Here is a 13,613-nt window from a genome sequence, read left to right as displayed (position 1 = left end):
TGCGTGCCTCACGTACAATACTATAGCCTGAGGATGGCATTCCCAAAAGGGCCACATTTTGCAGCATGGCAGATGCCACTTGAAGGAGCAATGATGCCTGGAAAAAAATTCGCACCCAGCCTCGATCTGCCCATTATGCTTGATCGTACCGCACCAACATCGATCTATCGACAACTCTGTGAGCAATTACGGCGAGCTATTCTCGATGGGCGCGTCTCAGGAGGGACGCGACTCCCCTCGACACGCACCTTAGCACAGGCTCTTGGCGTCTCACGGACGGTCACGAGCTCCGCCTATGATGAGCTTTTTGCCGAAGGGTATCTGGAAGGGCGGCACGGATCGGGGACCTATGTCAGAACGGATCTTCCTCCGCTGCCACGTCAGACTCCTTCGCTGCCGAATACTCTTCCGCGCTGGCTTGAGAAAGCTCCCCCGCTGGTGTACGAAGCATCCATTCCCCCGCAGGCTATCGCGTTTCGCCTGGGGATACCTTCCCTCTCATCTCTCCCTCTCCGTGTCTGGCGCGAGACCTGGGGAACGGTCACTGCTCGCTTGCCACCGAACAGCCACGGTCCCACCGATGGGGACCCGACGCTGCGAGCAGAGCTTGCCACCTACCTTGGGCGATCTCGCGGCCTGGCCTGTACCCCAGAGAACATTCTTATCACAGCGGGAGCCACGCACGCGCTTGACCTCGTCGTGCGCGCAACGCTCTCCGTCGGTGATTGCGTCGGAATGGAGGAGCCGGGCTATCCTTCTGCCCAGCAGACCGTGTTGGCCCGGGGAGGACGCCTCTTGCTGGTGCCGGTTGACGAGAATGGGATGCAAGTCGAACGGCTCCCACATGGACCTGCCGCTCCACTGCTGGTCTATACCACCCCATCGCACCAGTATCCACTTGGAACCCGGCTCGCCGTTGACCGACGCCTGGCGTTGCTGGCCTGGGCTCAAGCCAACGATAGCCTGATTATCGAGGATGATTACGATAGCGAGTTCCGTTTCGATGCCCTCCCGCTCCCGGCCCTGGCCAGCCTTGATGAGGTCGGGCGCGTCGCCTACATCGGAACATTCTCCAAAGTGCTGACCCCTGCCTTGCGCGTTGGCTATCTGGTAGCTCCTCCCCAACTGTGTGAACGGATCAGGCAACTCACGTATCTGACGGATGAGCAGGTTTCCTGGCCGCTGCAACAGATGCTCGCTGACTTCATCGCTCGGGGGCATCTGGATCGACATATTCGACACATGCGGTATCAGTATGCGCAAAAGCGACGCATCGTCGCGCAAACTCTTGCACCCATCGCGCATCTCGCGCGCTTACGTGGGCTGGAAGCTGGCCTGCATGTTTATCTTGAACTGGAAGCCTCAATTTCGGCCACGCGCGTCGCGCATCTGGCTCGGCAGCGCAATGTCATCGTCACCCCTCTTGACCCCTACTATCTTGGTCCCCCTGACCGTTCTGGTCTGCTTTTGGGCTATGCAAGCCTGGAGATCCCTGAGATTCTTCAGGGCATGACGGTCCTGAGGGAAATCATTGCACGCGTTGCAGACCTTTGAAGCGCTCTACCGCCTGATCTTCAGGTGCTCTCATTCTCAACATGTAAATCTTCGCGTAAGATCCTGTCAGGGTAGCGACTCCCGCGCCTGTACGCACTCAGTCTGAGCTTTTGTGGGCCAGGACAAAGCCTGCGCCTGGGAAAGCCGAGAAGCGTGAAGGCTGCATCTCCTCAGTTTCTATCTGCGAGAAACCGGACTCCGAGACGAGGACGGTCAAATCGTGCGTGCGGCTCCCCCCGGCGTGAAAGCGCGCAGGCTGGCCCTGGCGTTCCTTCTTGTGAGTGAAATCGGCCATGACCAGCCGCCCCCCAGGTTTGAGTACCCGGGCGATTTCCGCGAGTCCCTGGCGTTTGAGGGGGGCAGGCAAATGGTGCATCATCAAGGTAGAGAACACCACATCAAATGTTTGATCGGGGAAGGCGAGTTGCTCGATCACCCCGATCTGGAACTCGATGGGTATGTTGCGCCGAGCCGCTTTCGCTCGGGCCCGGACAATCTGTTGACGTCCGGGGTCAATACCCATAATGCGGCCTACACGGTCCACGCGGCGGGCCACTTCCATTACCAGCGTTCCCGTGCCGCAGCCCACATCCAGCACCGTCTCTCCGGGTTGAATGCGGGCCAGGTCGACGGTTTTTTGCCTCAGTTCCCGCACTTTGCCCCGAAACATGAAGATGTCGGTGAGCCATTCGTGCAGATCGTAGCGCCAACCTCCGCTCCCAATCAGTCCTTTTGTCTCTTTGTCCGATCCCTCGCCCGCAGCGTGGTGGCGATGCTGTGAAAACGAATGCATAGATCTTGCTCCTTTAAGGGAAAACTTCTCTTTTGAAAAAGTGTCTGTTGACAGGCAGACACTTTTGAGACATACTGTTTCAGATGAATCTTTGTGGTCTTTTTCTCAGTGTAGTTGGGCGAGAGCTAAGAGACAAGGCTCAATCAGGGAAATATGTCTCAGATGAGACAAGGAGCGTAAAATGACTCAATCGGCAAGCAATCTACGCGTGAGACGGACGCAGAAACTGTTGCGGGAGGCGTTAGTTGAGTTGATCGAGGAGCGGGGCTTCGAAGCACTCACCATTGGCGAATTGACTGAGCGGGCGATGGTGAGCCGAGCCGCATTCTATCGCAATTATCAAGATAAATATGACCTGGTGGAGCAGATCTTTGAGGAAGCCATGAGCGCCTTGCTCAACGCGGTCGGAGAGATGGGTCCAGGGCAGCATCCCCCAGAGGTCTGGGTAACATTCTTCGAGCATATCGCAAAATACGAGCGACTCTATCGAGCGCTGCTGGGCAGCAAGGGAAGCCCCTGGTTTGTAAGAAAGATGCGTGTGGCTCTAGCTGACCTGGTCGAGGAGCATGGGCAGGGACATAGGCTAGCCAGGTCAGCCACAGCAGACCAGCCCATCCTCTCATTCTCCGATGGATTGGTGCCAGACCTGGTGTCCACGATGCTTGTGGAGGCTATTACCTGGTGGCTTGAACAGGGAAGACCATCCACTCCCAGGGAGATCGCCACGCGCTGTACCCTGTTGGTGTCTGCACTCTTCAAGGAGGTGAGCACATGGCACTGATAGGGACCAGCTTCAGCTGCCGTCAACATCAGTGATCTTTTGCTGTGCTTTTCCACCGAAAGTGACCAAGACCCATTTTGGTTAACCTAAGCGACGGGGTTGCCCCCGCCGCTCGGCTTCAGAACCGGACGTGACCCGTTAGCGTCATCCGGCTCCTCAATGATTTGGCTTTTGTCAAAAGTACCTTTCGTCGAAAAACCGTCGGTGGCTGTTTTCTGATCGTGACAGTGGCGATGCATGAGTTGGAGATTCGCATACCCATCTGTCCCTCCATGAACGCGAGGGAGGCGATGATCAATTTCCAACTGATCTCCGTCTTTCAAGTAGAGGTTGCACCAGGCGCACTTCCCTTGCTGCCTCTTCAGAAGGTAAGCCATCTTTGGGGGCGTTTCGGGATGCGTGCCTTGCCGTTTCGTCCAATAGATCCAATCGCCATCGAATGGACTTTTCTTGGCTTGGACCTTTACATGTCGTTTGATCGGCGTCATGCGGTGCAGTGTCAATGCTCCCTGTTCCGTCGCAAATTGCCATCTTCCCTTCTCGGGATGCCAGTATGCCTTGGCCCTCCACTTCCCTGATTTGTTGGGATGACGCCGTTTACTCCAATGCCACAGTTGTTGGAACAGATAGGTATCCATCTGCCCGTAACAGCGTTTGGCACAGACCGGAGCGTAATATCTTGCCCATCCTCTAATGAGGAGATTGAGATGGGTAATCAGCACTGCTTGTGGCAGGGCTTGATCCCGTTTGATCCGCTCTTTGATGGCCTGTTGATGTCGTTTTACGGCGGTGGCGCTGGGGGTAATGATGGTCTTGAAGCCGAGGAGCTTTCCATCATGCGTTTTTCCTACATGCATTTTGCTTACAGGAAATTGTTGAATATGAAAGCCAAGGAAGTCGAAACCCACTTGACCTTCATCGGGAGACAACGTATGCGTGATATGTGTTTTGCTCGCCTTCAAGGTCAATCCCATCCCTGTGAGCCAGTTTTGAGCAAGCTGTTGTATCTGCTCTATCGCTGTTTTCTCAGGATGGAGTACCACAAAGTCGTCAGCGTAGCGAACCACAGTCGGTTTCCAGCGTTCTCCGTGATGGGTCGAGGGAAATGCGGCTGTGAGTGCTTCTTCTAACCCGTGGAGGGCAATGTTTGCCAGCAGCGGGGAACACACGCCTCCTTGTGGGGTTCCTTTCTCTGTTGGGAACCAGGCTCCATTTTCCATGACTCCGGCTTTGAGCCATGTTTTGATGACGCGCCGCAGGAGTGGAAAGGTGTGGAGTTTGGCAAGGAGAGCTGATTGATCAATGTGGAGTCAAGGTGGAGCGCCTGGCCCACTTTCATGAGTAGGTTTCTCCACCGTGCTCCCTCAAACTGAGCGGACCCCTTTCGGAGTACTCAGCTTTCCCTGTTGACTCTTACTTTGTTGCTGTTGATGAGTTCGTGCCAGATGACAGGTGTGGCACAATCCCACTTTGGTTGCTGCATATCCAGACTGACTCGCATTGACTTTCTTGCTGAGGGCACTTCGATGGTGAACTTCTGTGATGGTTGCTCTGCATTGAGCACACCGTCCTTGTTGGTCCGCTTTGATTTCCGCTCGTTGCCAGGGACTTCGACCAACCGAGGCTGAGTAGTTCATCCAAGGATGCTTTCGTGTGTCCACATCAACCTGATCGCATTTGAGCTTGTAGAGCGATTTCCGACCGGTTGAGCGAACCAGCGAGATTTGTCGTCCTGTGAGCGGCGAGGTGTAGACCAGCGTTTTCTTGCCTTTGACCGTCCCGTAGTAGTGCCGCATCACTTTCTTTGCTCCTCGTTGCTTCTTTCGCTTGTTCAGATAGCGAACGAGGCACCAGAAGGCGTGGTGCAGAACTCTGGCAATGACACGATGGGGATTGGTGGCGTAGCAATAGTAGTTCATCCACCCCTTCAAGACAAGGTTGACGGAGTCGATCATATCCCCTGGGTCGATGAAGTTTTGACGGGTCAGTTTCGCGACTGTGTGCTTGACTCGTTCCTCAGTGTCATGAGGAATGATGAGTCTGGGGGCACGTCTGGCTCCATTGTCATGAGATTTGATCCCTCGCAGTTCAAAACCCAGAAAGCTCACCCTGTCCGTCCAGTGAGTAATCAGCGTTTTCTCTGGGCTTAACGTGAGCTTGAGCGTGGTCTTGAGCCACTCGGCAATCTGTGCTTTCACGGCTCTGGCTTCGTCTTTGGAGTGCTCATACAGCAAAATTACCCAGTCATCGGCATACCGAATGAACGTCAGCCGCTTGGCTGGCTTCCTGCTAGGGGTTCGTTTCCGCTCCTCTTGCAGGCAGTGAAGTTGTCGAAGCATCGTTGCTCGTTTTTCTTGATCGGTCTCTCGTGCGATGCGATGACTGAGGCGGTTAATCTTCAGATTCACCCGGTTGTAGGCAGGATTTTTGGCGGCATGTCCTCGCTCTGAGGGTCGATTGGCTCCCCACGTTTCTTCCATATACTGGTCGAATTCGTGGAGCATCACATTGGACAGCAATGGTGAGAGCACTGAACCTTGAGGGGCTCCACTCCACGTTTCGTGCCAATGCCAGTTTTCCAGGTATCCTGCTTTCAAAAATTTGTGGATGAGATCGAGAAGACGTTCGTCGGCGATCTTCTTGCGAAGGAAGGTCAGGAGGACTCCATGATCCATCGTGTCGAAGTAGCTTTTCAGATCCCCTTCGATCGTCCAGGTCGGGGTCCCACTTCGCAGGTAGGCACGAAGAGCCGTCTGGCAACTTCGCTCTGGTCGGAACCCATGAGAACAGTCTCGGAAGACACATTCGTAAATGGGTTCGAGAACGAGCTTAATAGCGCTCTGCACGACTTTATCTTCAGCCGAGGGGAGTCCGAGAGGACGCAACTTCCCGGTACGCTTGGGGATGTATATTCGCCTCACTGGAGTCGGTTGATACGTTCCATTGCGTAATTTCTCAGCGAGTTGCTCAATCTGGTTCCGGTCGAGATCTTCCCCTCGTATTCCGTCCGGGCCTGGGGTGTTAAAGCCTTTGTTGGCACGGATGGCATCGAGAGCTTTCATGAGCCATTCCGGTTGACAGATGAGTCGATAGAGTCTGCGAAAGCGTTTGTCTGGATCGCTTGCAGCAAGTTTCGCAAGGTGTGTTTGTTCCTGTTTGACGTTGTTCAAGGGTCTAGTTCCCTCGTCTTTTGGTACTAAAACACTGTCAACGCTACCGCCCTTCCCCGTGTTCGCGGCTCTCCCGCGCTCAGAGTACTACGGCGGTTCCGCCCCATATGTCCTCTTCGGTGTCCTCACCACCTATCCTTCAAAAAAAAAACCTTTGAAGGAGTGAGCGGCATATGGTTCTCCGGTAGCGCCAGATCACTTTACCCACTGACTGTAGGTAGGACAACCACATGCGTAGCCTTTGCTACGCTGAGATCATTCCTGCTTTGGTGATGATGAAGCCTCTACAGCACTCGCAGAGCGAGGGAACAGCTACGACCAACAAGTAGCCTGTTCGTCTGATCTCATCGGCCCTTCAGTCGTCCTGAGCCGGGTGTGCTATTTTAGTGGCTCTATCCTTCGCAGATTCGACCTGCTTACCGTAGTCAGTTCTCCTCGCAGCACATGCCTCTTGGTACGACGACTTCCCGCACATGCGCCGCATGTCCCTCTCCGGGCTAACCGGTACGCACAGCGCTTATCTGCTTCGTCATCTGCGCCCCCTGCCGAGTGAGATCGACAGGGCGGGAGAGGTTAGGAACGGGCAGCTTCATCCTGTCCGTAGGCTGTTCACAGCCTGGTCATCTGGCACCCGAACGGACGCCCCTGGTCAAAACAGTGCGCAATGTCCGCATCGAGCACATACTTGGGCTTCTGGTTGATACTGCCATAGATCGCTTGGATCGCGTCATGACAGGAACGTCCCGGTCGAAACCCATAGCTATTTGACTCGAATTTGGCTTCCCATTCAGGTTCCAGGGCGAGTTTCGCAAGCATTTGTGCTGCTCGATTGAACAGCGTGGGAATGCCTAGTCCCCGTTTTTCCGCCGGGTTATTGGGTTTGGGAATCCAGACCCGTCGCACCGGATCGGTTTTCAGGTCAACACGCAGTCTCTGAATCAAATGTATACGCTGTTGAGGCGTGAGGGATTTTATCCCATCTACTCCAGCCGTTTTCTTGCCCTGATTGTCCTGGGTTACCCGACGGACTGTTAAACATTTCGCGGACCAGGAAGACAGTAAAAGTCGTTGCAGTTTGTGGACGCGATCAGTGTCACCTGCCTGTGAGGCTTGATAGATGCGCTTTTGGAGCTTAAATACCGACCGTTCGATGACACGCCACGGTAAGGTATTCCATTCATACATCGGCTTTTGTTCCGTGTTCATAACATCTGGACTCCTACTTGAACCTCTATCGTCCAAACCATCGTCCACACGTCAGCGTATCTGAGGCATTACCCTCAGCTTTTGCTTCTTGTGGAATCCTTCTAGCCATGCTATGTGGTTGACACCTGCTCAGCTTTGCTGAGAAGAGATGGCTAGTTATCTCGTTCCTGAGAATCGTTTTGCGTCGCGGTAGGCTGGTCCTCTACACCGGGGGTTTGTGGGGTGAACCCTGGTCACAAGAACGCGTGCCAGGCCCTTATCCTTTCCCATTTTGGGCAAGCTGATAACCCACGTAAGCTTGTTATTGTTAACGATGCCTCACAAGACCTTCGCTTGCGCTAGCCATGACGACCTGCTTCCAAAGGTGGCTCAGGTGGGTTCTGAACGTCCTCGGTTTTTCTCCCGCTTCAAGGATTGATGGTCAGTCGCTACCCTGGGGAGAATGCATTTCTCGGTTCACACGAGGTTGGGAATTGCGCCCAACTTCGATTCTCAAGTTGTAAAGGATGTTTTCCTTCCTCCTCATCCTCAGGTGATTTTACCTGTTTCGAGGAAACGATTCGCACGCTCTATCTCAATCTTGGTGATTGATGAGCTTATCTGCTGCTTCTGATCTTTTCTGCGAGCGCAGAAGAAGCACGATTCTCGTGTTTCTTGCCATGCTTTCACCAAAATTGAGGCAGTTCCGAACCGGTTCTGGCTCACTTTCGGTGAAGGATGAGGTTGTTTAGAGAAATGCTCATCTCCTTACACATTCCTTCTCTCTCCACGAGGTCGTACTTCATTCGCTGCTGATTGAGCATATGGCCGAAGCAAATCCTCTGACACTTGCCAGAGACGTTTGCGCACTGCCACGTCATAGGAACGCTTGGAGGAAGGTGTCTGCTTGCACTTGGAGAAGTACTTCCCACTTACTCCCTCTACCTCAGGCGAGGTTGCCAGGTAGAGCGTCGTCTGCGCTCCTTTTTCTGCACTTGTTCCCACCAAATTGTTGAACGTTCCAATGAAACGCACCAAGCCTCTCAGGTTGTCATTGAAGTTGGTAGCGACCGCCCCTGGATGAAGCGCATTCACGGTGATGCCCGTCCCTTTGAGCTGTTCGGCCAGTTCGTAGGTGTAATAGAGTTGCGCTAGCTTGGAATCAGCATAGGCTCTTGAGGGGCTATACCGTCGTTCGCCTTGCAAATTTGCAAAATCGATTCTCCCAAGGGTATGCCCAGCGGAACTGACATTGATGATACGCGCTGGGACGCTGGCCTTGAGCGTATCCAGCAGTAGTTGGGTGAGCAGGAAGGGAGCCAGGTAATTGGTGGCAAAGGCGTACTCCAGGCCGTCAGGTGTCACTTCCCGTTCACTCTTCAACCCCCCTGCGTTATTGATCAACACGTGAAGCTGCGGGTATTTTTGCGTAAACTCACTGGCGGCGCGGCGCACCTGGGAAAGCTCAGAGAGGTCGGCGACAATCAGGTCCACCTGCGCGTTTGCGCTCGCCTCTTTGATCTCTGCCTGTGTGGCTTCACCTTTTGCGCGATTGCGGCAGACCATCACCACCGTCGCACCCATCCTGGCCAGTTCTCTGGCCGTCGCCTTCCCAATCCCCGAACTGCTGCCTGTCACCAGACACACTTTTCCTTGCATGTTTATTGCTGCCATGATAGATGTCCCTCCAATCTTGGAAACTCTCTCAATAATCATTGACCGTATATGCTTCTGAGAAGCCCCCTGCAGGGAGTCTCATTTCACACAGGATGAGACTCCTGAGGCATCAGAACTTCTTTCCCTGGTGCGAACGCTTGCAGATCCTCAAACGACAAGGAGAAGTCAGGAATGATCTCATCGAGGATCGCCTCGAAGCGTTGAGGATAGCCCTGGAGAAGCTCTGCCAGCAGTTGCTGTTCCTCTGAAGCTTCTGAAGCTTCTCCCACAGCGAGTAAGGTGGCAAACGCAGGGGCATTGATCACTGCACGCGGTGAGATGAGCAGTCCATTCATCAAGAAGTTTTTGAGCATGTACGTTTGTCCCAGCATTCCTTTTTGCAGCAATTCCCGATCAAGCACCGGAGCATATTTGAGATACAGGTCGAGATACAATTGGATCAACCTGACGCCGCGCAATGGCGAAGGACCCGTATAGGTGACGCCTGGCACGCTGAGATCAGAGACACTACTGAGCCACCAGGCCGGGGCGATGGCCTCCTGCATGCGCTGGAGCGCATGCCGTTCAAATATGGGTTGGGGATGGCTCTGTTGCTCGTGCAAACAACGCGCCAGGGTCTCCGCCTCAATCGCGGCCACGCTCATGCCTTGTCCGTAAATGGGGTCAAAATTGCAGAAGGCGTCTCCCATGACCAGCAGACCAGTGGGCCACTCCTCCATCTGCTCAAAGTGATGGCGCACACATACCGGGATGCGGTAGCCGCGCGGATCGTCCAGTGGCCGAGCGTCTTGCAACAGTGAGGGGAGGTGTGCCCCAATGACGGCGGCGAGTCGTTGCTCAAACGCCGCTGCATCGGTAGGAGGATACTGGCCTCCGATATTGCCGATGATCACGGCGCAGGTGTGGTTCTCAAGGAGCGAGAACGCGACCCCATCGCTCTGAGAGAACGGTTTGAGCGCGTTACTCCACTCGTGATGTGCGTCTGTCGGGAACTGGTAATAGCGTGTGCTATAGCCAATGGCGGAATGGACCTGCTCATCCTCAGGCAGATGGTAGCCCAGTTCCTGGAGCCAGTGGGTGAGTTTGGAGGAACGCCCACTGGCGTCAACGACCAGATTCGCTGCTATGGTTGTCCGTTCAGCGAGTTGTCCGTGCTCACGCACGCAGATACCCGTGATGCGTTTGCGGTCAGATGACGCGATGAGGCCAATCACGTCCTGATGGGTCAGAAAACGCACGCCTGCACGCGCCTGCACGCGCTTCCGTATTTCCCACTCCAGCAGGGCCCGGCTACACGATGCATCCTTGCCCGCCAGGTTTGGAGTGCTGAGTGTGGTACGTCCATCCTTGGCAATCAGAAGACTTTTGGTCTGCTCCAGAGAGAAGGCTCCGTGCGCGAGCAAGCCATCAAGAAAACCAGGAAACAGGCGTTCCAGGATCATCTTGCCACGTGGCAACAACCGATGGAGATGATGTGCCTGAGGCGTGCCTGCACGTGGTTGGGGCTCTACGGGCAATGCGTCTCGCTCTACCACCAGCACCTGCTCATAATGCTCCGCAAGCACCCGTGTCGCCAGCAAGCCAGCGATGCCCGCACCAATCACCACTGCCTGCCGTTGTTTTTCTTGCGTTCCTGTTGTTTCATCCTGCATACTATCGGACCTCTCTTGTACTTCTATTTGGTTTTCTGCGATCATTCTGGTCGCAGGTATGGCGACATATGTTGATGGATCTCATCCGTTGTTTGACATTTCGGGTTGATCTTGACGGATCGCCCAGTCGACGCGAGAAGCGGGAGTGCGTCTCCCTGTCACATCGGCCAGGTTTCCTTTGTCATTACTATGACAAAACGAAACGAGGAAATGTGACCGATGACAGAGACACACAACTGGCTGGCTGCATCTGAGCCATTCCGATTACATCGGACAGATTTCCTTCGTTATTCCTATGACAAAACGAAACGAGGAAATGTGACCGATGATAGAGACACACAACTGGCTGGCGGAGCAATTCGAGGCAGAGCGTCCTCGCCTGCGAGCGATGGCCTACCGCATGCTCGGCTCACTCGCCGAGGCGGAGGATGCCGTCCAGGAGGCCTGGCTGCATCTGAGCCGTTCCGATACGAGTAACGTCTCGAACCTGGGCGGGTGGCTGACGACGGTGGTGGCGCGAGTCTGCCTCAACATGCTCCATGCGCGTGCATCACGGCGTGAGGAGTCTCTGGAAGCGTCCGCGTCCGCGCCCATCACAAGCCGCGAGGGCGGGATGGACCCCGAGGAAGAAGCGGAGCTTGCCGATTCCGTGGGTCTGGCGCTGCTGGTAGTGCTCGACACGCTTGCTCCCGCCGAGCGTCTCGCCTTCGTCCTGCACGACATCTTCGCCGTGCCCTTCGATGAGATTGCTCCTATTGTGGAGCGTTCTCCGATGGCAACAAGGCAGCTTGCCAGCCGCGCCCGCCGTCGCGTGCGCGGGTCGGCAATGGTGAAAGACGCCGATCTGGCCGCAAGCCGAGATGTCGTTGATGCCTTCCTCGCCGCCTCGCGCGAAGGTTCCTTCGACGCGCTGCTGGCAGTGCTCGACCCAGATATCGTGTTCCGAGCCGACCACGCAGCCGTTTCCCGAGGCGCGGTAAGGGAGGTCCGTGGTGCGCAGGCCGTCGCCAGGGGAGCCAGCCGTCTCCTGGGACGCATCCCGTTCGCACAACCGTTGCTCGTGGACGGAGCGGTGGGAATCGTTATGGCCCCGCGTGGATGGCTCCTGTTGCGTCTCACCATCAGGGGTGGCAAGATCATCGCCATGGATGCGGTCGTCGATCCTGCACACCTGCACCAGTTGCATCTGGCGGTGCTTCCTGACTGACGAGCCGTCGCCCGTCAAACGCCGCGTCCTTGTTCGGCGATCAAGCCCATGCTCGTCTTCATCAACAGAGAGAGACCGAGAGGCCCATATTCCTTTTGATGGGTTGCAAAATCGACCCTTTTCTGACACTTTCTGCTCAGCTTTTCCGACACAAGGACGCATCGCTTCCGCGAGCGTGATGCAAAGGTTTGACCAGGTCGGGTTATGATATACTAAGCGCTGTTTGTACATGCAGATAAAGAACATAAAAGGAGAAGGTAATGGAGCAAGTAAGCAACGCGGATGCCATAAGCACGTGGGAGAAGGCCTCTCAGGAGAGTATCGAGAGTTTTGGCGACGAGGGCGACTTTACACGCAAATACATACTTAATGCCGTCATCTTCTCTCTCTTGGGAGACGTAAAGGGCAAATGTATCCTGGATGCAGGCTGTGGGCAAGGCTATCTCTCGCGCCTGCTCACCAAAAGAGGAGCACTGGTGACCGGCGTCGAACCAGCCGATGCCTGGTATCGCTATGCCCAGCGCCGGGAGGAGACGGAGCAACTGGGTATTACCTATCAGCAAGCCGACCTCTCAAGCTGGACCGGCTCCAACGAGACATTTGACTATGTGATCGCTAACATGGTCTTTATGGACATTCCAGACTTCCAGCCTGCACTCCACAACTGCGTGCAGGCCCTCAAACATCGAGGTGAGCTGATTTTCTCCCTGCTCCATCCCTGCTTTGAGGAAACGGGCGCGGCCTGGAGAGAAAAGGGCTATGTTGAGATTCGCGACTACTTCCAGGAGCGAGCCATCAAGCAAAGCCTGGGCCACTTTATCCACCGTCCCCTGAGCACATATCTCAATAGCGTCCTTCAAGAGGGCTGTACCATCCGGAACGTCATCGAGCCTCAGCTCGATGAGGCCATCGCCCGCCAGCACAACGCGGAGAGGTATTGGCATGTTCCCGGCTACATCATCATCTCCGCCAGCAAAACCTTCTAGAGATGTGTGGGACAAGACCATCTTCCTGCCCTTTGGAACAGGTAGGAGCTACCCTAAAGGACAATGCGCTTCCATAAGGAGAATGCTATTATTTTTTTCAGCAAACAAAATGTAAGTATCTATTGACAAGAAAGTTCGAAGCTAATTGTAAGGAGTGATGAACATGAGCGTCTTTACGGAAGCAGAGTTGAAATACATGCAGTCTCAGCGTCTGGGCAGGCTGGCGACGGTGAACGCTAAAGGGGAGCCGCAGGTGGCTCCTGTATCCTTCCGCTACAATCCAGAGCTTGATACCATCGATATTGGTGGCCATAATATGGGGCAGTCGCAGAAGTTCCGCAATATCGCGCGCAATGGCCGGGCCTCCTTCGTCATTGATGATGTTCTGCCACCCTGGAAACCTCGCTGCCTGGAGATTCGCGGACGCGCCGAGGCGCTCGGAGAAGGTGGGCAGGCGGTAATGCCTCAGTTTAGCTCCGAGATCATACGTCTAAAACCATCACGCATCATCTACTTTGATTCCACCGACCCCGACAGTGGCTCCCGGCGCGACATTGAGTAACTGACCTGGCTCACACGTCACTATCAGCCAGCATACAAGCGAAGGG

The 13,613-nt window shown here is 54.9% G+C and carries 11 protein-coding genes and 1 pseudogene; 6 read left to right on the top strand and 6 right to left on the bottom strand.

Features of this window, described 5'->3' with window-relative positions; genetic code table 11:
* Nucleotides 1-90 precede the first annotated feature (90 nt).
* Complete coding sequence (locus JMJ16_RS05970; RefSeq protein ID WP_201379250.1) at nt 91-1,554, top strand: PLP-dependent aminotransferase family protein; 1,464 nt, start codon at nt 91-93, stop codon at nt 1,552-1,554.
* Between the two features lie 97 nt (nt 1,555-1,651).
* On the opposite strand, the gene JMJ16_RS05965 is transcribed toward JMJ16_RS05970, so the two are convergent.
* Nucleotides 1,652-2,347 (bottom strand): class I SAM-dependent methyltransferase, encoded by a 696-nt coding sequence (locus JMJ16_RS05965; protein WP_201379248.1) that lies wholly within the window; start codon nt 2,345-2,347, stop codon nt 1,652-1,654.
* 181 nt (nt 2,348-2,528) lie between these two features.
* Here JMJ16_RS05965 and JMJ16_RS05960 point away from each other — a divergent pair, with 181 nt between their 5' ends.
* Nucleotides 2,529-3,128: a TetR/AcrR family transcriptional regulator gene (locus JMJ16_RS05960; RefSeq protein WP_201379246.1), complete on the top strand. Its 600-nt coding sequence runs from the start codon at nt 2,529-2,531 to the stop codon at nt 3,126-3,128.
* A gap of 86 nt (nt 3,129-3,214) precedes the next feature.
* Here the strand turns inward: JMJ16_RS05960 and JMJ16_RS05955 are convergent, their stop codons facing one another.
* From JMJ16_RS05955 to JMJ16_RS05935, 5 genes and pseudogenes are all read right to left on the bottom strand, one after another.
* Nucleotides 3,215-4,432 (bottom strand): reverse transcriptase domain-containing protein, encoded by a 1,218-nt coding sequence (locus JMJ16_RS05955; RefSeq protein ID WP_255553199.1) that lies wholly within the window; start codon nt 4,430-4,432, stop codon nt 3,215-3,217.
* 60 nt (nt 4,433-4,492) lie between these two features.
* Complete coding sequence (ltrA, locus tag JMJ16_RS05950) at nt 4,493-6,298, bottom strand: group II intron reverse transcriptase/maturase (protein ID WP_201377350.1); 1,806 nt, start codon at nt 6,296-6,298, stop codon at nt 4,493-4,495.
* Between the two features lie 645 nt (nt 6,299-6,943).
* Nucleotides 6,944-7,504, bottom strand: a pseudogene (locus JMJ16_RS05945) (reverse transcriptase N-terminal domain-containing protein); the annotation flags it as partial.
* A gap of 747 nt (nt 7,505-8,251) precedes the next feature.
* Nucleotides 8,252-9,157, bottom strand: a complete 906-nt coding sequence (locus JMJ16_RS05940) for an SDR family oxidoreductase (RefSeq protein WP_201379237.1) — start codon at nt 9,155-9,157, stop codon at nt 8,252-8,254.
* Between the two features lie 86 nt (nt 9,158-9,243).
* Nucleotides 9,244-10,812, bottom strand: coding sequence for an NAD(P)/FAD-dependent oxidoreductase (locus tag JMJ16_RS05935; RefSeq protein ID WP_201379236.1), 1,569 nt, complete (start codon nt 10,810-10,812; stop codon nt 9,244-9,246).
* A gap of 219 nt (nt 10,813-11,031) precedes the next feature.
* Between JMJ16_RS05935 and JMJ16_RS53680 the strand changes: the two genes are divergently transcribed.
* The 4 genes from JMJ16_RS53680 (at nt 11,032) to JMJ16_RS05920 (ending at nt 13,567) form a co-directional block, all read left to right on the top strand.
* On the top strand, nt 11,032-11,289 hold the full coding sequence (locus JMJ16_RS53680) for a hypothetical protein (protein WP_236601583.1): 258 nt from the start codon (nt 11,032-11,034) through the stop codon (nt 11,287-11,289).
* Nucleotides 11,201-12,019, top strand: a complete 819-nt coding sequence (locus tag JMJ16_RS05930) for a sigma-70 family RNA polymerase sigma factor (RefSeq protein WP_307813090.1) — start codon at nt 11,201-11,203, stop codon at nt 12,017-12,019. The genes JMJ16_RS53680 and JMJ16_RS05930 overlap by 89 nt, the downstream gene beginning before the upstream one ends.
* Before the next feature lie 260 nt (nt 12,020-12,279).
* Nucleotides 12,280-13,005: a bifunctional 2-polyprenyl-6-hydroxyphenol methylase/3-demethylubiquinol 3-O-methyltransferase UbiG gene (locus tag JMJ16_RS05925; protein ID WP_201379234.1), complete on the top strand. Its 726-nt coding sequence runs from the start codon at nt 12,280-12,282 to the stop codon at nt 13,003-13,005.
* A gap of 163 nt (nt 13,006-13,168) precedes the next feature.
* Nucleotides 13,169-13,567, top strand: coding sequence for a PPOX class F420-dependent oxidoreductase (locus JMJ16_RS05920; protein ID WP_201379233.1), 399 nt, complete (start codon nt 13,169-13,171; stop codon nt 13,565-13,567).
* Nucleotides 13,568-13,613: the final 46 nt, after the last annotated feature.

The organism is Ktedonobacter sp. SOSP1-52 (assembly GCF_016587395.1).
Note: the sequence above shows the minus strand (reverse complement) of the source record. Positions and strands in the feature narration are given on the sequence as shown.

Bases quoted from the DNA above. Each gene is read 5' to 3' on its own strand.
- JMJ16_RS53680 (WP_236601583.1), top strand. From the start codon at position 11,032: ATGACAGAGACACACAACTGGCTGGCTGCATCTGAGCCATTCCGATTA.
- JMJ16_RS05960 (WP_201379246.1), top strand. From the start codon at position 2,529: ATGACTCAATCGGCAAGCAATCTACGCGTGAGACGGACGCAGAAACTG.
- JMJ16_RS05965 (WP_201379248.1), bottom strand. From the start codon at position 2,347: ATGCATTCGTTTTCACAGCATCGCCACCACGCTGCGGGCGAGGGATCG.
- JMJ16_RS05925 (WP_201379234.1), top strand. From the start codon at position 12,280: ATGGAGCAAGTAAGCAACGCGGATGCCATAAGCACGTGGGAGAAGGCC.
- JMJ16_RS05970 (WP_201379250.1), top strand. From the start codon at position 91: ATGATGCCTGGAAAAAAATTCGCACCCAGCCTCGATCTGCCCATTATG.
- JMJ16_RS05935 (WP_201379236.1), bottom strand. From the start codon at position 10,812: ATGCAGGATGAAACAACAGGAACGCAAGAAAAACAACGGCAGGCAGTG.
- JMJ16_RS05940 (WP_201379237.1), bottom strand. From the start codon at position 9,157: ATGGCAGCAATAAACATGCAAGGAAAAGTGTGTCTGGTGACAGGCAGC.
- JMJ16_RS05920 (WP_201379233.1), top strand. From the start codon at position 13,169: ATGAGCGTCTTTACGGAAGCAGAGTTGAAATACATGCAGTCTCAGCGT.
- JMJ16_RS05930 (WP_307813090.1), top strand. From the start codon at position 11,201: ATGGCCTACCGCATGCTCGGCTCACTCGCCGAGGCGGAGGATGCCGTC.